Source organism: Streptomyces sp. NBC_00464, assembly GCF_036013915.1.
Taxonomy (GTDB): Bacteria; Actinomycetota; Actinomycetes; order Streptomycetales; family Streptomycetaceae; genus Streptomyces.
Genome location: NZ_CP107899.1, coordinates 5739883 through 5757482, shown reverse-complemented (window position 1 = coordinate 5757482; position 17600 = coordinate 5739883). Strand labels below are relative to the sequence as shown.

Here is a 17600-nt window from a genome sequence, read left to right as displayed (position 1 = left end):
GAGACCGGGCGGGGGCCTCCGCTCCTCCCGGAGTGACCATCGCATGATTCGCTCGTTCTGCTGAACGTGCGCCCACCGCCAGAGGTACCGTCAGCCGCCGCCCGGTTCGATGCGGGGCAGTCCGAGGCCGCGCTCGTCGAGCACTATCCGCGGCTGACCCGGCTCGGCTATCTGGTCCTGCCGCACTCGCTCAGCCGCGACCGACGCGTCCTCACGGCACACGCGCTGGCCCAGCGGTCCCTGCAGGCGGCGCGCAGAGCCGGGCCGGCGGGCACCGGTGCCGTTCCGCTGGCGCGCCGTCCCGGCCGCGCGGAGGAGGCCGATCCGGGATACGCGTACGTCCGACGGCAGGTGCTGCGGGGTGCGCTGGCGGCGGGCAGGCCATGGCGTCTGCGGCGCCGGCCGTGTCGTGCCCAGTTTCCGCCCGCTCTGCCGCTGACCTGGGGGCTGCGGCTGTTCCCGCACTCCGGCGGAGCCGATGAACTGGCCCTGGAGCAGCGGCTGTCGGCGGTCAGCGGCGCGGCGCGTGCCGCGTTCGTGCTGCGCGGCCTTGAAGGGCTGGCGGACTGCGAGGTCCGGCGGGTGCTGTCCGATGCGGGGGTGGCCGATCCGCATGCGGCGCTGATGGAGGCGGACGGGGTGTCGGCCGCGTACGCGCTGTTGGCTTCGCCCGAGTTCGACCCTTGTTCGCTCCTGGCGCGGCCACCGGATCTGCCGCGTCGCCGCAGATATGTCCGGGCGGCGCTGGCAGGTGTCGCCGCTCTGCTGGTGTGCGGGGCGCTGCTGGGTCTGCCGGGCGAGGGCTGGGGCCGCGACAGCCTTTCCGCGCCGCTGTACGCGCGCAACCCGGCCGCCGAAGAGGCCCAGGATCCGGGGGCGTTGCTGAGGGTGCCCACGACGTTCTGGCAGCGCTCGACGCGTACCGACTTCACCGCCTGGCCCACCCGCGGCGACCGCACCGAGGACACCCGGCTGTTGCGGCGGGCGCTGCGGGTGTGGGCGCGGCCGGGCGTCGGTGTGCGGACGTCGGCGACGCCACGGACGCCGCAGGGCCCGCCGATGGGGGCGGCGCAGCTGCTGTACGCGGGCGAGGTGGGGGCGTCCGCGGTGGTGCTGTTCTACGACGGGCTGCGTGTCGTGCGGTATGCGGAGCCCCGTGACGCCGATCCGTCCAAGGGTGCGGCGCTCGACTTCGCCCGGGTCGACGGGGCGGACGTGACGTCGGCGGGCGCCCTGGTCGTGGACCGGGCGGCGGAGGGCGCGGTCCGCTATCTGACGGCGCCCTGGGTGCGGCAGGCACGGGTCCGGGACCTGCTCGCGCCGGGCCGGGCGCCGCGCGCGCTGCACCGCTCCGCCGACGGGGTGACCGACCCGGTGGCCGGCCCAGCGCCCGGCACCGCGGCTGCCCCGGCGACCGCACCCCTCGACCGGCCCGGCTGCCGGTCCTGGTACGCCGTGGAGCTGGCCGACGACGCGGCGGTCCGGCTGATGACGGATCTCGGTGAACTCGCCCCGGCCCGGCTGACCTCGGGCCCGCCGGCGCGGCCGCACGATGTCTCGGGGCGCGCGGAGTACGCGAGCTGGGCGCGGACCGCCTGTCTGCTGTCGGCGGTGCGCTCGCACGGGGTGCGCACGGTGAACTCCTGGGGATACGCGGCGCAGTCGCTGCCCGAGGGGAACGGCACGGCCCAGTGGCTGTGCACCCGGGCGGAGACCTGGCGGGGCACCGGGAGCAGGGTCCTCGCCCAGTTCCAGGCCCCGTCCGGCCGGCCGCCGGGGAGCAGGCCGCCGGGGGTGGTCGCGGCGCGCGCCGAGGATTCGCCGGAGTGCGGGGCGCGCTCCCCGCAGGTGCTGGCGGGCGTGCTGTGGAAGTCGCGTGGCGGCCGGTGGTACGTACTCGCGGCGGGCAGCGAGCAGTTCACGTCGCTGACCGCGTCCGGCGGGGTGGCCGGGCGGGCGCGGGGGCGGCTGCTCGCGATGCCGGCCGGAGCGGGCGACCGGGCACGGCTGACCGGGCGGCTGGTGGACGGCAGGCAGGTCGGGGCGCTGCGCTGAGCGCACCGGGGCGGCGGCCGGAGGTGGGCTCGGGAATTCGTGGCATGCCTCTGTTCCCCGGGCTTACCCCTCAGTACATTGACAACATGTCTCACACGCAGCCAGCGGCGGTCGCGTCGGAGCGAACCCCGCTCAAGGCCCGTCGGGTCTCCTTCGCCTGGGACAGGACCCCCCTGCACTGGTTGCCGGGCGATCCGTTCACCACGCACACCATCAACGTGCTCCATCTGCTGCTCCCGGCCGGGGAACGCTGGTTCATCCACGTCTACCGCCAGGTGCTCCCGTACATCCATGACGAGCAGCTTCGCCAGGACGTCATCGGGTTCATCGGCCAGGAGTCGATGCACTCCCAGGCCCATGACGACGTGCTCCCGCATCTGAAGGAGCTCGGCCTCGACCCGACCCCGTACACCGCCCAGGTCGACTGGCTCTTCGAGAAGATGCTCGGCGACCGGACGCTGCCGCCGGGCCGGGCCCGCAAGTGGTGGCTGATGGAGCGGGTGGCGACGATCGCGGCGATCGAGCACTACACCGCGTTCCTCGGCGACTGGATCCTGAACGCCGACGAGCTGGACCGGCGCGGCGCCGATCCCACGATGCTGGACCTGCTGCGCTGGCACGGCGCGGAGGAGGTCGAGCACCGCTCGGTCGCCTTCGATGTGTTCATGCATGTCGACGGCGGATACCGGCGGCGGGTGCGGACCTGGGCGACGGGGTTCTCCGCTCTGCTCTTCCTCTGGCAGCGCGGCACCCGGTTCTTCATGGAGAACGACCCGACCCTGCTGGACGGCAAGGCGTCGTTCGGCCAGTTCTACCGCAGCGGCCGGCACGGCACTCTGCCCAGCACCCCCGCGATGCTGCGGTCCATCCCGCGCTATCTGAGCCGTACGTACCACCCCTCCCAAGAGGGCAGCACGGCACAGGCCGTCGACTATCTCGCCCACTCGCCCGCCGCGGTCGCGGCCGAGGCCCGCACGACGGAAGCCGGCTGACGATGCCCCTCCCTCTCCCCCGTCTGCGTACCGTCGCCGTGGTGGCGGGCGCAGCGCTGCTCGCCAAGCGGGCGATGCGCCGGCGCATCGAGAAGTCCCCGTTGTGGCCGCTGCCCGCGCTGGAGGAGCCGGTATCCGGCCGTGCGCAGCGCCGTTCCACCACCGGCCGGCGGCTGCTGATCACCGAGCGGACCATGCCTGCGGACGGTGTCGTGCAGATCCGTCTGGAGGGCCCGGACCTGCCACCCTGGCACCCCGGCGCACATCTGGACCTGGTGCTGCCGTCCGGCCAGGTCCGTCAGTACTCGCTGTGCGGCGACCCGGCCGAGCGCGGCACGTACACCGTGGCGGTCCGGCTGGCCGAGGACGGCCGCGGCGGTTCCCGTGAGGTGCACGCCCTGCTCCACGAGGGCCAGGAGGTCGAGGTCCGCGGCCCCCGCAACCGCTTCCCGCTGGCAGCAGCCCCCTCGTACCTCTTCGTCGTCGGCGGCATCGGCATCACGCCGGTCCTGCCGATGCTGCGCGAGCTCGCGGCCTCCGGTGCCGACTGGCGGCTGTTGTACGGGGGCCGCAGCCGGGCGACGATGCCGTTCCTGGCGGAGGTCGAGAAGCTGGGCACGGACGGCGACCGCGTCACCGTCGTCCCGCAGGACGAGGCGGGCCACCCGGACGTCGCCGCGGCTCTCGCGGACGCGGCCGAGGGCACCGCCGTGTACTGCTGCGGCCCGGGGCCGCTGATGGACGCGGTCGCGGCGGCGCTCCCGGCCGGCCGCACCCTGCATCTGGAGCGGTTCTCCGCGCCGGGCACGGACGCCACCGGGTCGGCCCCGTTCGAGGTGGAGCTGCGCCGCTCGGGCCGCACCGTGCCGGTCGCGGCCGGCCAGTCGGTGCTCGCCGCCGTGCGGGCCGAGCTGCCGCACGTCTCGTACTCCTGTGAGCAGGGCTTCTGCGGTACGTGCCAACAGCGCGTCCTGGAGGGCGAGGTCGAGCACCGTGACGACCTGCTGACGGACGCTGAGCGGAGCGACTCGATGCTGATCTGTGTGTCGCGGTGCCGCGGCAAACGGCTGGTGCTGGATCTCTAGGTCATGCCGGTCGGTACGCTGTTCCCCATGACGACCGGGGTACGACGCAGGATGGGCGTCGAGGAGCGCAGACAGCAGTTGATCGGTGTCGCGCTGGAGTTGTTCAGTCACCGGTCCCCGGACGAGGTGTCGATCGACGAGATCGCCGCTGCCGCCGGGATCTCCCGGCCGCTGGTCTACCACTACTTCCCGGGCAAGCAGAGCCTGTACGAGGCGGCGCTGCGGCGGGCGGCCGACGAGCTGGCGACCCGGTTCCTGGAACCGCACGAAGGCCCGCTGGGCGCCAGGCTGTTGCGGGTGATGGGGCGGTTCTTCGACTTCGTCGACGACCACGGCCCCGGGTTCGCGGCGCTGATGCGGGGCGGCCCGGCGGTGGGTTCCTCGACGGCGAACGCGATGATCGACGGGGTGCGTCAGGCGGCCTGCGAGCAGATCCTGGCCCATCTGGGCGTCGAGGAACCCCCGGCCCGGCTGGAGTTGGTCGTCCGGTCCTGGGTCTCGCTCGCCGAGTCGACGGCCCTGATCTGGCTGGACGGGCGGCAGATTCCTCGTGCGGAGCTGGAGTTGCAGCTGGTGCACGACTTCGCCGCACTGGCCGCCGTGAGCGCCGCGTACAACGAGGAGATGGCGGGCGTCATGCTGCGCGTCCTCGCGCAGGAGCCGGCCGACGGGCCGTTCGGAGACCTGCTGGTGCGGCTCTCCTCACTGGCGCCCGCCGTACCGGCCCTGCCTTCGCAGCGGCTGAGCCGACCCGGTGGGGATCAGATCCTGCGGTAGGACGCGGCCGAGATGGGCGGGACCGGCCCCGCCGAAGGCCCTGCGGGCCTCAGTGGTTGCCGGGGCGCACGGCCACGAACGGCTGAGGCCACGCGCCTTCGGCGGCCGAGGTTCCGACCACCGTCAGTCCGCCCCGCCCGCCGACGACCCCGCTCGCCGAATTCTCCGTGGGGACCGAGGAATCCGTCGGCGTGGGCTGCACAAGCCCCAGGTCCTTCCAGCGTCCCCGAGCCGTACCGGTGGCGTCCGGCCTCCACGCCCAGGCCAGCGCCTCCCGCTGCGCGCCGAGCGTCTGGCCCACGACGGCGATCCCGCCTCCCGACCGCACGGTCAGGCCGTAGAGCCGCGCGGGCACGTCCGGTACGGCGACCTTGTGCCACCGCGTGCCGTCGCGGCGGGCGACCAGGGCACGGGTGGATCCGTCCTCGGGCGACCAGTCCTCACCCACCAGCCACACCTCGCCCTCCTCGGTCACGGCGAGGCTCTGCGCCTGACCGGGCAGGTCCGTGACTCCGGGAGCGCCGACCTGCTCCCAGGAGGACCCGTCGTAGTGCATCAGCAGCGGGCTGCCACTGGCGCCGTCGTAGCCGGCCGCCCAGACGTCATCGGAGGAGACCGCCTGCACGGTGTTCAGGTACCAGTAGTCGCTGGGCAGTTCGGGGAGCGGTACGTCGCGCCACGCGGTCCCGTCGAAGTGCCGGGCGATTCCGGCATGCCGGGACTCGATGATCCAGCCCCCCTTCTCCTCGTTCCAGGTGCGCGACACCTCGATCTGTGCGAAACCGACGGCCCAGGCACCTCCCCGACGTGTGTCCACGTCCAGCAGGGACGCCGCCTGCGCCTTCTCCGGCAGATCCGCCGGCACGACCTCCCACCGCGTGCCGTCGAAGTGCTGGGTGTAAACCCGGCCGTCGAGGGCGGAGGCGTCGTCGCCCACGAGCCACACATCGCCGGGGCCGTTCGCGTCCACGGCGTTGATTCGGCTGTTGACCGCTCCCGCGGCCGCGGTGGCCGACGCCACGGGTGCCCACGCGCCGCCGGGCCCGGAGCGTTCGGCGACCACCGGCTGGAATCGGGTCACCTTGCCCTCCATGTGCAGGGTGAATCCGGCCGCCCAGGTCTTCCCCCGTCCCATGTTCACGACGTCTACGAGATTGCCGCCGCTGAACGGCACCGCCTCGCTCGCCCAGGTGCGTGCGGGGTCGGCGGTCCCGTCCAGCGCGGACGCGGGCAAGGAGATGGGCAGAGTGACGGACAGAGCAGCCGTGGCCACGGCGGCCCGGAGCAGTGAACGACGACGGCTGGACTTCGGCACAGGGTTTCCTTCCGGAGACGGTCTCACCCGGTGAGTGCCTTGGTCCCAACGGCAGGTTGCAGCACTACGTGATTCTCATGCGTCAGATCCGACGGTAGGACGGGTCGAGGTCGTGCGTCTCGGCCGAGAGGTGCAGGGTCAGCCCTTCGGCCGGCCGGATGTGGCCGGCCAGCAGCTCCAGTACGGACTCCGTGAGCTGGGCCTTGACCTCGGGGGTGCGGCCGCTCAGCAGCGTGATGGCGATGTGCACGACCGCGTCGCCGCTGGGTGCGTCGGCCACCACGGTCTCGTCGACCCGGCGGAAGCGGGTCTTGCAGGCGGCGATCTTCGTGCTGACCGTCTCGGCGATCAGCGGGTGCAGTGCCCCCGCGAAGCCGGCGCGGTCGAAGGTGTCGTCGAGTTCGGCGGAGTAGTCGACGGTGATCTGCGGCATGACGGTCTCCTGGCTGGCGTGGGACGGGGGATGCGGACGACGATCCCCCTGCGGTCTGCCCCCACCCTTCCCCGGCCCGGGGAGAGCGCACAAGCCGGATTCACTATCTGAGCAACTCGCCTTGGAGCGCCTGGGCCAGCCCCGCCTCCGCGCTGTCGGAGCGGCCCCGTTCGTAGGCGCGCAGATAGGCGGCGTCACCCACGGCCGCGCGGGCCTGGCGTTCGCAGGCCTCGCGCAGCGGGCCCAGCTCCGGTGTGCCGCGCTGGGGGTGGCCGACCATCCGCCAGTAGACCTGTCCCGTGCCGTACACCCGGGCGGCGCGGGCGCCCTCGCCCTGGGCGGCCATCGCTGCGGCCAGGAGGTCCAGGCCGAGCGCGATGCCGAAGCTGTCGCGGAGCCGGTGCTTGCCCGCGAGCATGGACCGGGCGTGCCCGGCTGCCGCTTCGGCGCGGCCCTGGAGCAGTGCGATCAGGGCGAGTTGGTAGTCGACATAGCTCAGGGTCCAGCACTCGTCCCTGGCCTCGCAGGCCGCGCGCAGGACGACGGCCGCCTCGGCCGCCTCGTCCAGCCGGCCGAGGCCGGTCAGGGCGAAGACGGTGATCAGGTGGCAGCGCAGCCGGTAGGCGGTTTCCAGCGGAGTGCCGGCCCCGGTGGCGCGCAGGACCCGGTCGGCCTCGCGCAGCCCCTTCTCCGGTTCGCCCGTCATCAGATGGGTGAGGCCGCGCAGATAGGCGGCTGCGAGGATCCCCTCGTCGGTGCCGTCGTCCGCCGCCGCCCGTACGCACTCCTCGCCGATCCGCTCGGCGGCCGCGTAGTCGCCCTGGAGCAGGACGCAGATGCCGAGCACCCACAGGACCCGGGTGCGATGGGGGCCGGTGTCCGGCCCGGCGTCCAGGGCGCGCTGGGCGTAGCCCCGGTTCTGCGGGAGGTGGCCGCAGCAGCACCAGAAGAAGCCGATCCGGCCGGCCATCTCCTGGGCGGCGGCGGGGTCGTGGGCGAGCAGGTGATCCAGGGCGGCGCACAGGTCGGCGTGCGATTCGGCGATGCGGTGGTACCAGAGGATCTGGTCGTCGCCGGTCCAGCCGGCGTGGGCGCCCCGGGCCAGCTGGAGGAAGCGGGCGGCGTGCCGGTCGGCGGCGGCGCGTTCCTCGCCGAGCTCGGCGAGCCACATCCGGCCGTATTCGCGCAGGGTGTCCAGCATGCGGTGGCGTTGGCCGTCGCGGGCGACGACGGACTTGGCGACGAGGGCGCGCAGGACCGCCGGAACAGCGTCCGCGGTGAGCGGTCCCCCGGCGCAGACGGTGACGGCCGTGTCCTCGTCGAAGTCGCCGCGCAGCACGGCGAGGCGGGCCCAGAGCAGCCGTTCCAGCGGGGTGCACAGTTCGTGGGACCAGCCGATGGTGGTGCGCAGGGTGCGGTGGCGCGGCGGTCTGAGCGTGGCGTCGGCGAACACGTCGAGGCGGGAGGCGAGCCGGTCGGCGATCTCCTGGGCGCTCTGGCGTCCGATGCCCGCGGCGGCGAGTTCGATGGCGAGGGGGATGCCGTCGAGGCGCCGGCAGATCTCGGCGGTGGCAGCGACGGTGGCGGGCTCGTCGAGGGGGCTGCCGGGGGCGGCCGCCGCCGCGCGCTCCCGGAACAGGGTGAGGGCGTCGGCCGCACCGTCGACGGGCAGCGGCTCCACGTCGATGGTCTGCTCGCCCTTCATGTTCAGGGGCTGTCTGCTGGTGGCGAGGACGGTGAGTCCGGGCGAGGTGGTGAGGATCTCGCCGAGGAGGTGCGCGCAGGCGGGGCGCAGGTGTTCGCAGGAGTCCAGGACGAGCAGGAGTTGTTTGTCGGCGAGCCACTCGCACAGCACGTCGGTGGGCATCCGCAGGGTGTGGTAGATCAGCCCGACCGCGTCGGAGACGGTGGCCAGGAGCAGTTCGTCGTCGTGGAGCGGGGAGAGGTCGGCCCACCGGACGCCGTCGCGGTAGCCGGATTCCGCGCGCCCGGCAGCACGGACCGCCAAGCGGGTCTTGCCGACTCCGCCGGTGCCGGTGAGGGTGGTCAGCCGGCCGGTGGCGAGAGAGAGTCCGATCCGGTCGAGTTCCGCCTCGCGTCCGACGAAACTCGTGGTCTCCTCGGGAATGTTGCTCGCCATCGTCACCGTCGCTGACCAGGTGGATCGGCCGGTCCCGGCCCCGTGCCCGTACGGCACCGGCAGGCGATCTGCGCCGGTGCGTACGGGAGGGGGCCGGGACCGGCCGGGTGGAGTGGAGGGGCACGCCCGGGAGTGTGGTGCTGCGGCTCTCCCCGGCGGCTGCCCCCACGGTAGTCCCGATGCGGTCAGCGCAGCGAGAACACCGCCACCGTGCGTCCCGGAACGGTGAAGGTGCCCGAACTCCGCTCGTACGTCGACCGCTTGACGGTAAGATCCGCGCCCGCCGCCTGGACGGGGTGCAGGGCGTAGTTCTTTCCGGCCAGGGGGGTGACCTTCTGGGTGGTGGTGCCGGGTGCCGCGTTGAGGACGACGACCAGCTTGCCGAGCCGCATGGTGATCACGCCGGGCGTCTCGTCCTTGCCCGAGAGCGGGAAGGAGAGCGTGGACTGCACCTGTCCGGCGGTGGAGAGGTCGAAGTCCTTCTCCGTGGCACGGATGGTGAGCAGGTCCTGGTACGCGGAGGAGGCGCCGTCGACCTGTGCGCAGCCGGGGCTGATCGCCGCGTTGGCGAGCAGCGGCTTGGCGTAGGACCACTTGGCCCGGTTGTCCGCGGCGGGCGGCAGCCCGCGGCCGAAGCCGTTGCCCGCGCGGCAGTCCCAGTGCAGGGCGTTGAACCAGTCGCCGCTGTCGAAGGAGTTGCGGTCCAGCGACTTGGAGCGCAGCAGGTCGGTGCCGGCCTGGGAGAGCGAGGGGCCCTGGGAGAGGGTGGACGTCGCCATGGCGAGGACCTGCATACGGGCCCGGTCGGCTGCCGAGGTGCCCGCCGGGAGCTTGAAGGCGAGGGTGTCGTACAGCGTCTCGTTGTCGTGGGCGTCGGAGTAGGCGAGGGCGTCGCCGGGGGCGGCGGCGTATCCGGCCGGGGCTCCGTTGTAGTCGACGCCCGAGCCCTTGACCGTGGCGCCGGTGGTGTCGGTGAAGGTGTAGTCGGCGAGGTTGCCGGTGAGTCCGACCTTGATCAGGTCCTGGTAGTGGAGCAGCCGGGCCTTCTGCTCGGCCTCGGTGCCGTTGTGGGTGGAGGTGTTGGGGTCGGTGTAGAGGCCCGTGGCGAAGCCCTGCACGCCGGGGTCCTCGTCGAACGGGGAGCCGCCGCGCACGGCGTCGCGGGCCCGGTCGGAGAAGGTGGCGATGCCGGTGCCGGCCATGTTCTTCTGGGTGGCCTGGACGAAGCGGGCGTCGTCGGCGATCTCTCCGAAGTTCCAGCCCTCCCCGTACAGGATGATCTTCTTCCCGTCGACGCCGTCCCCGGCGACGGTCAGTGCGTCGAGCGCCTTGCGGACGGCCAGGATGTTGGCCTTGGGGTGGTGGCCCATCAGGTCGAAGCGGAAGCCGTCGACCTTGTACTCCTTGGCCCAGGTGACGACCGAGTCGACGACGAGCTTGCCCATCATGGCGTTCTCGGGCGCGGTGTTGGCGCAGCAGGTGGAGGTGGCGACGGTGCCGTCCTCCAGAAGCCGTTGGTAGTAGCCGGGCACGATCCGGTCGAGGACGGACTTGTCGTCCTGGCCGGAGGCGACGGTGTGGTTGTAGACGACGTCCATGACGGTCCGCAGACCGGCGCCGTTGAGGCCCTGCACCATCTGCCGGAACTCGACGGTGCGCTTCGTACCGTCCGGGTCGGAGGCGTAGGAGCCCTCGGGGACGGTGTAGTGCAGCGGGTCGTAGCCCCAGTTGAAGGCGTCCTTCGCGGCGGCCTTCGCCACGCAGGCCTGCTGCTCCTCGGAGTCGGGGGCGTAGACGGACAGGTCACAGGCGGGCTTCTGCTGGTCCTTCTTCTTCTCGGGGATGGTGCCGATGTCGAAGGCGGGCAGCAGGTGGACGTAGTTGGTGCCGGAGTCGGCGAGCTCCTTGAGGTGCTTCATCCCGTCGGAGCGGGTGTCGGTGAAGGCCAGGTACTCACCGGGGTGCTTGGACGTGGGGTCCGCGATCGAGAAGTCGCGGATCTGGAGTTCCTGGATCTGGGCGTCGCGCAGCGGCACGGCGGCGGGCTTGCGCAGCCCGCTCCAGCCCTTGGGCGCGAGCCTGCCGTCGTCGAGGTCGACCACGAGGCTCCGGGCGGAGTCGGTGGTCAGCGCGGTGGAGTAGGGGTCGGTGACCTTGTTGGTGACGAGCTTCTGGACGGTGGGCGCCCAGACGTTCACCACGTACCGGTAGGACTTGCCGTTCCAGCTCCGCTTCCCGGTGACGGACCAGACGCCGGTGCGGTCGTCGCGCCGCATCGGGACGGTCTTCCCGTCGAGTTCGAGGGAGACGGTACGGGCGGTGGGCGCCCAGACGGACAGCGTGGGCGTGCCGTGCCGGAAGACCGGGCCGAGCGAGGCGCTGCTCGCCCTCGTCCCGTAGAGGTCGTCGAGCACACCGGCGCTCTGGACGCCGGTGGCGGCGAGCAGGGCGCCGTTGGCGGCGCGCTGGGTGGCGATCAGCTGGCCGCGCAGGGCCTCGCGGACCCTGTCCCGGTCACGGGCGTCGACGGTGAAGGCCGGGTAGTCCTTGAGGTGCGGGTACTTCGCCTTCTGCGCGTCGGTCAGTGCGGACGGGCTGAGCCGCAGCCACCGGCCCTCGTCGGAGAGTGCGCCGTCGACGACGGAGATGCCGCCGCTCGATGCGTAGACGAGCTGCTGGCTGGTGGCCTCGGTGGCCTTCACCTTCCAGACGACGGTGTCGGAGTCGATCCACTGCGCCTCGGCCTTGGTGAGGTCGGGGGTGGGGACTCCGCCGGTCTGCGGGAGCAGATAGCCGGCCGTGCCGCCGAGCATCCAGACCTCGTGGCCGTAGCTCGCGATGTCGAGTGACTGGTCGCTGGGCAGGTCCTTCTCGTCGCCGCGGTGCAGGATGTAGCTGAGCGAGGTGGCCCCGTCGGCGAGCGGGACCTCGAAGGTGACGCCGGAGGCGTCCTTCTTCACCGGCTGGAGCGGCTTGGACCAGTCGGTCGGCTCCTTGGCGCCGGTCCAGGTGTGCAGGCCCCAGCCGTCGTAGTCGCCGTCGGCGCGGTAGTAGTGCAGGACCGCCTTGGTGGTGTCCGGCGCGGGGTAGGCGCCGTCGGGGGCGGTGTCGGCCTGGCCGTCCTTGCCCTGCTCGATCCAGACCTGTCCGGTCTTCGCGAGGTCGACGGTGCGCTCCGCTCCATCTGCCGTACCGGCCTTCTCGACGGTGTACGGAACCGAGGAAGCGCCCTCCGGCACCTTGATCCAGGCGAAGGCGCCGTAGGCGTCCCGCCCGGTGAAGGCGGCGGTGGTGCCGCCGGACCTGGCCTGCCATCCGTCGTAGTCGCCGTCGGCGCGCTTGTAGTGGACGACGGCGTAGTCGCGTTCGACCGCGACGGGCTTCGCCGGGGCGGGCGCCTGTCCGGCGGCCGACGCGGCGAGCGCGCTCGCGGTGCGTCCGGTGCGGTCGACCACGACCGCCTTGTAGCGCAGCGGTGTTCCGGCGGCGACGGTGTCGCCGATGGTCTGGGTGACCTTGTACGGGGCGTGGTCGGCGGTGCCGAGGGTGGTCCACCTGCCGTTGCCGGTCTGGGCGGCGAAGACGACCCGGGCGAGGGTGCCGCCGTCGACGTCGGCGCTGAGCTCGACGGTGCCGGTGGCGCCGGCGGCGGGTGCCTTCAGCGTGATGGAGGGCTTGGCCGCGGGAGCGCCCAGCTGCTTCGCGGCGCGCAGCACGATGCTGGACAGCGCCGGGACGGTGACGGTGATCTTCTTGTCGGCGCCGCTGCGGACGGTGCCGGAACTGCCGTACAGCGTGCGGAAGTCCATTCCGGCGGACTCGGTGGACAGCTCGACGGTCTTCGCCTCGGTGCCGTTGTTCGTGGCGACGACGTACTCGTTGCTGCGCTCGGGGTCCGTACGGGAGAAGGCGTAGACGGAGCCCTCGGCGTAGCGCTCGGTCTGGACGCCGTCGCGCAGCGCCGGGTTCTTCGCAGTCAGCTCGGAGAGCGCGGCGATGGACCGGTAGAGCGGGTGACTTGTGTCGTACGCGTCGGAGGCGTGCGTGCGTGCGGTGCCCAGCTCGTCGTCGTCGAGGTAGTCCGCGGTCTTCGAGGCGAACATCGTCTGCCGGGCGTCCTTGTCGCCGCCAGCACCCGTGAAGCCCTGCTCGTCGCCGTAGTAGACGACGGGGTTGCCGCGGCTGAGGAACATCAGCTCGTTGGCGAGTTCGGCGCGCTTGACCAGCTCCGCGTCATCCGCCTTCGGGTTGTCCTGCTTGAGGAAGGTCCCGATGCGGCCCATGTCGTGGTTGCCGAGGAACTTCACCTGCTCGTAGGCGTTGGCCTTGTCGGTGGTGTACCGGTAGTCGTCGCCGAAGACGGCGGCGAGCTTCGAGGCCGGGGCGCCCTGCGAGGCGTACTGGCGGGCCGCTTCCTGGAAGGGGAAGTCGAGCGTCGCGTCGAGCCGCCCCTGGGTGACGTAGGGCGAGGTGATCGCGGTGTCGGCGGAGTAGACCTCGCCGAACATGAAGAAGTCCTTGCGGCCGTGCTCGGCCGCGTAGGCGTCGAGCGCGGTCGCCCACTGGGTCCAGAAGTCCATGTCGACGTGTTTGACGGTGTCGATCCGGAAGCCGTCGATGTCGAAGTCGCGGACCCACTTCTCGTAGATCTTCTCCATGCCGGAGACGACCTCGGGACGCTCGGTCCACAGGTCGTCGAGCCCCGAGAAGTCGCCGTACGTGGTGGACTCGCCGGCATAGGTCGAGTCGCCGCGGTTGTGGTACATCGTGGGGTCGTTGAGCCAGGACGGCGTCTTGCCGCCGGTGGTGACCGGCTTGTACGGGAACGAGTCCGCGTCCGTCTTCGCCATACCGGCGGCGTCGTCGAAGGGCCGGCCGTTCCGGTCGAGGTACGGGTAGGCGCCCTTGGGCTTGTAGCCGTAGGTCTTCTCGGCGTAGTCGACGGTGTCGGCGGTGTGGTTGGTGATGACGTCGAAGAAGACCTTCATGCCCTTGCGGTGGGCCTGTTCGATCAGCTTCGTCAGGTCGGCGTTGGTCCCGAAGTGCGGGTCGACCTGGGTGAAGTCGGTGATCCAGTAGCCGTGGTAGCCGGCCGACGCGTCCTTGCCGGTGCCCTGGACGGGGCGGTTCTTGAAGATCGGGGCGAGCCAGATGGCGGTGGTGCCGAGCCCCTTGATGTAGTCGAGGCGGCTGGTCATCCCCTTGAGGTCGCCGCCCTGGTAGAACCCCTTGTCGGTGGGGTCGTACCCGGTCTCCAGCCGCGAGCCGGTCAGCCCGCCCTTGTCGTTGCCGGTGTCGCCGTTGGCGAACCGGTCGGGCATGACGAAGTAGAACTGCTCGCGGGTCAGGTCGTGGCGGTCGGGCGTGGCTGCCAGCTTCGCGTCCGACGGCGCGGCGGGCGGCCTGGCCGCGGCGGCGGCGGGCAGCGCGGGCACGAGGGCCGCGCACAGGGCGGCCGCGACGACGGCGGTGGCCGTTCTTCTCGCGGGCACGCGCGGGGACGGACGTATCACTCGGGTTCTCCTCGACGGGGTACGGGTACGGGGCCGGACGGGCGATGTTCAGCCCGTCCGGCGATTGGGGACACGGCGCGGCCGGAGACCGCGCGGCCCACGGAGAGACCTCAGCCCCGCCAGACATCCGCGGTCAGGGTGACCTTGCCGGAGGACGGCACCGTGGCTGTGCGGTTGGCGCCGCTCTCCCAGGTGACGTTGCCGCTCGCGTCCTTGCGGACGTACTTGTACTCGAACGACGTACCGGCGGGCAGGCTCACATCGAGCTTCCAGACGGGGTACGTGGCCGGGTCCAGCTTCAGCGCGGACGCCGGGTTCCAGCTGCCGAGGGCGGACTGGTTGCCGGTGACGTAGATGTTCTGGCCGAGCTGGGTGGTGGCGTTGACGCCGAAGGAGGCGCCGGAGGTGCCCGTGCCGGGGTGGGTCGGGTCGGTCGGGTCCGTCGGGTCGGTGCCGCCGCCGGCACAGGTGCGGGCGCCGGTCTGGAGGGCGAGGGCGGTGTTGGCGCCGAGCGTGGCGGTGAACTGGCCGGAGCCGTTGACCGTGACGCCGTTGCCGGACTGGATGTCGCAGTAGTCGCCGGCGGGCAGCGCGGTCTGGAACGTCCGGGTCAGCGAGGAGCCCTCGTGGTTGATCGCGACGTACGCCTTGGAGCCGCGGCCGAAGGCGATCTGGTCGCCGCCGTTGTCCCACCAGTTGGTGACGGACTCACCGCGCGCGGTGTTGCGGAAGCCGACCATGGAGGAGATCTCGCGCCAGGCGTGCTGACACTTCCATCCGTCGCTGAAGCAGGCGTTCACGGTGCCGCCGCTCGGCGGGCCGGCGTCCTTGTCGGACCACTCGTAGCCGGAGTGGACGTCGGGCGAGCCGTAGGGCCAGGCCAGCATGAACACGCTGGCGAGCGTGTAGTTGGCGCCGTCCTTGTAGTTCAGCGTCTCGCCGTTGCGCTCGGTGTCGTGGTTGTCGACGAAGACCGCGGCCTTGGACGAGGACATGAAGCCCCAGCCCTCGCCGAAGTTCTTCAGGTTGGCGAGGTTCTCGTTGTTGAAGACCTGCTTGAGGCTGCGGGCGTAGCGGAACTCCTGGACGTCGCCGGTGCCGGCGTACTCGTCGGGCGAGACGGCCTCACCGGCTCCGTAGATCGCCTCCTGCTTCCAGTAGACGCCGGAGTTGCTCAGCCGGGACTTGATGTTCGCGAGGTCACCGGCGGGGATGTGCTTGGCCGCGTCGATGCGGAAGCCGTCGACGCCGAGCGAGAGCAGGTCGTTGAGGTATCCGGCGATCTTGCCGCGGACGTAGTCCTCACCGGTGTCCAGGTCGGCGAGGCCCACGAGTTCGCAGTTCTGGACGTTGCCGCGGTCGCCGTAGTTGTTGATGTTCGACTGGCAGTCGTTCATGTCGTTGACCGAGTAGAGGCCGGGGTAGTCGTACTTGCTGTACGAGGACCCGCCCGTGCCCGTGCCGGAACCGGCCGACATGTGGTTGATGACCGAGTCGGCCACCACCTTGACGCCCGCGCTGTGGCAGGTGCTGACCATGTTGGCGAAGGAGGTGCGGTCGCCGAGCCGTCCGGCGATCTTGTAGCTGACCGGCTGGTACGAGGTCCACCACTGCCCGCCCTGGATGTGCTCCTGGGGCGGGGAGACCTGTACGAAGCCGTAGCCGGCCGGACCGAGGGAGTCCGTGCACGCCTTGGCGACGGAGTCGAACTTCCACTCGAAGAGGACGGCGGTGACGTCCTTGGTGCCGGGGGCGGAAGCCTGTGCGTTCGTGGCGGGGACCACGAGGGCGGCGGCGCCGGCTATCAGCGCGAGCGCGGCAGACAAGGGTCTGCTGGCCATTGTTTCCTCCTGCGGTGGGGGAAATGCGGGTGACGGTGCAGCCTCATACGGCAACGCGCCCTGCCCTCAAGGCTTCTGAATGTTCTTGCTGCAAGAATGCAAACCTTGCCGCGGGGAGACCGTACGAGCCCGTCAGGTTCCGGTCAACCCTTTGGACATGAGCTGCTCACATCCGCGAAATGCTGGAGATTTCTTCCTGCAAGGTCTTACGCAAGACATTGCAGCGCTGTTAAGTTTCTCCCGACTCCGGTCCGGTCGGCCGGGGGTCCCGTCACCCACGGGCCCCACGCGCCCGGCCGGCCGGACCGGTCACACCACCGGAAAGGCCCCGAGGCCGCTTCCCCGCCGGCCCATCCGGGCCGGTCTCGGGGCCTCTCCTGTGCGTGGCGGACCGCCGCACGACAGGAATCGCATCGCCGAACCGGCCTGCCGGGGCCAACTAGACTGATCTTCCATGTGGCATGGAGAGCAGTCGCCCCCCGACCGGGCCAACCCGCGAAACGAACACCCCGGTTCGACTCCCGCGCAGCCCGGCCGGCCGGGCCCGGACCGGCACGCCGCACCCACACTCGGCATGGGCACCCCCGAGCCGCCCCGCCGCCCCGGGAACCGCACCACGATCACCGTCGTGGCCGCTGCCACGGCCGTCGTCGTGGCATGCGGGGTGACCGGCTTCCTCGTACTCCGCGACAACGACGGCGGCAAGGGGAACGACCCGGCCGAAGCGAAGCCCGCGGCAACGGGCCCGGCAAGCTCCGACGGCTCCGACCGGTCCGCGGCCGAGGCCGGCTCGGGCCCGCTCGTCCCCGGCTGGAACACCGTGGTCAACGCCAAGCGCGGCATCACCTTCGACGTGCCCGCCTCCTGGGCGCGGCAGTCCGCGAGCTGGGTGAGCTACGTCGCGGAGGACGACGACCCCGAGGAGAAGCCGCTGGTCGCGATGATGGCCCCGGCGGTCCTCAAGGAGAAGTGGTGCACGTCCGACGACAACAAGGACGGCAACAAGGAGGACACCTCGCTCGCCTCGACGGGCACCACCGGCGAGAAGGGTTCGAAGAGCGCCGCCGAGGCCGCCGAGGACACCGCGAAGACCTGGGTCTACGGCGCCTACACCCAGCCCGACAGGACCCGTCTCAGCATCGGTGAACCCGAGTCGTACCGTACGAAGTCGGGCGTCGAGGGCAGCCTCGTGACCGTCACGTCGTCCGGGACACCGAAGAAGAACAAGTGCGACAGCGACGGCAAGGCGATGACCTTCGCCTTCAAGAACGCGGCGGGCGACTTCGTGTCGTGGACCTACATCGGGGCGCACGGGGTGCCCGACGAGGTGTCCGACACCACGATCCGCCAGATCCTCAGCACGGTGCGGCTCTTCAAGGAGGGCGACGGGCAGGACTGAGGGCCGGGGCACGCGTCGGGGCCGGGTCCCCCCTCCGGACCCGGCCCCGA

At 71.6% G+C, this 17600-nt stretch carries 10 protein-coding genes; 5 read left to right on the top strand and 5 right to left on the bottom strand.

The genetic code is table 11. The annotated features are described in order from the left end of the window. Positions 1–66 precede the first annotated feature (66 nt). From OG912_RS25875 to OG912_RS25860, 4 genes are all read left to right on the top strand, one after another. The gene (locus tag OG912_RS25875) at positions 67–2055 is read left to right on the top strand and encodes a hypothetical protein (RefSeq protein WP_327711470.1); all 1989 of its coding nucleotides are present in this window, start codon (positions 67–69) and stop codon (positions 2053–2055) included. Positions 2056–2141: 86 nt separating this feature from the next. Then, on the top strand, positions 2142–3047 hold the full coding sequence (locus tag OG912_RS25870; RefSeq protein ID WP_327711469.1) for a metal-dependent hydrolase: 906 nt from the start codon (positions 2142–2144) through the stop codon (positions 3045–3047). A 2-nt stretch (positions 3048–3049) separates the two neighbouring features. Then, on the top strand, positions 3050–4132 hold the full coding sequence (locus OG912_RS25865) for a PDR/VanB family oxidoreductase (protein WP_327711468.1): 1083 nt from the start codon (positions 3050–3052) through the stop codon (positions 4130–4132). A 27-nt stretch (positions 4133–4159) separates the two neighbouring features. Beyond that, positions 4160–4909: a TetR/AcrR family transcriptional regulator gene (locus tag OG912_RS25860; RefSeq protein WP_327711467.1), complete on the top strand. Its 750-nt coding sequence runs from the start codon at positions 4160–4162 to the stop codon at positions 4907–4909. A gap of 49 nt (positions 4910–4958) precedes the next feature. Here OG912_RS25860 and OG912_RS25855 read toward each other — a convergent pair whose 3' ends face one another. From OG912_RS25855 to OG912_RS25835, 5 genes are all read right to left on the bottom strand, one after another. Then, positions 4959–6224 carry a hypothetical protein gene (locus tag OG912_RS25855; RefSeq protein WP_327711466.1) on the bottom strand — a complete coding sequence of 422 codons (1266 nt, stop codon included), beginning with the start codon at positions 6222–6224 and terminating at the stop codon, positions 4959–4961. A gap of 82 nt (positions 6225–6306) precedes the next feature. Next, positions 6307–6657 carry a 5-carboxymethyl-2-hydroxymuconate Delta-isomerase gene (locus OG912_RS25850; protein ID WP_327711465.1) on the bottom strand — a complete coding sequence of 117 codons (351 nt, stop codon included), beginning with the start codon at positions 6655–6657 and terminating at the stop codon, positions 6307–6309. Between the two features lie 103 nt (positions 6658–6760). Further along, positions 6761–8797 (bottom strand): ATP-binding protein, encoded by a 2037-nt coding sequence (locus OG912_RS25845; protein ID WP_327711464.1) that lies wholly within the window; start codon positions 8795–8797, stop codon positions 6761–6763. A gap of 185 nt (positions 8798–8982) precedes the next feature. Next, positions 8983–14310: a pullulanase-type alpha-1,6-glucosidase gene (pulA, locus tag OG912_RS25840; protein WP_327711463.1), complete on the bottom strand. Its 5328-nt coding sequence runs from the start codon at positions 14308–14310 to the stop codon at positions 8983–8985. Between the two features lie 110 nt (positions 14311–14420). Further along, positions 14421–16151 (bottom strand): carbohydrate-binding module family 20 domain-containing protein, encoded by a 1731-nt coding sequence (locus OG912_RS25835; RefSeq protein ID WP_327711462.1) that lies wholly within the window; start codon positions 16149–16151, stop codon positions 14421–14423. A 574-nt stretch (positions 16152–16725) separates the two neighbouring features. Between OG912_RS25835 and OG912_RS25830 the strand changes: the two genes are divergently transcribed. Then, on the top strand, positions 16726–17550 hold the full coding sequence (locus OG912_RS25830; RefSeq protein WP_327713544.1) for a hypothetical protein: 825 nt from the start codon (positions 16726–16728) through the stop codon (positions 17548–17550). Positions 17551–17600 lie beyond the last annotated feature (50 nt).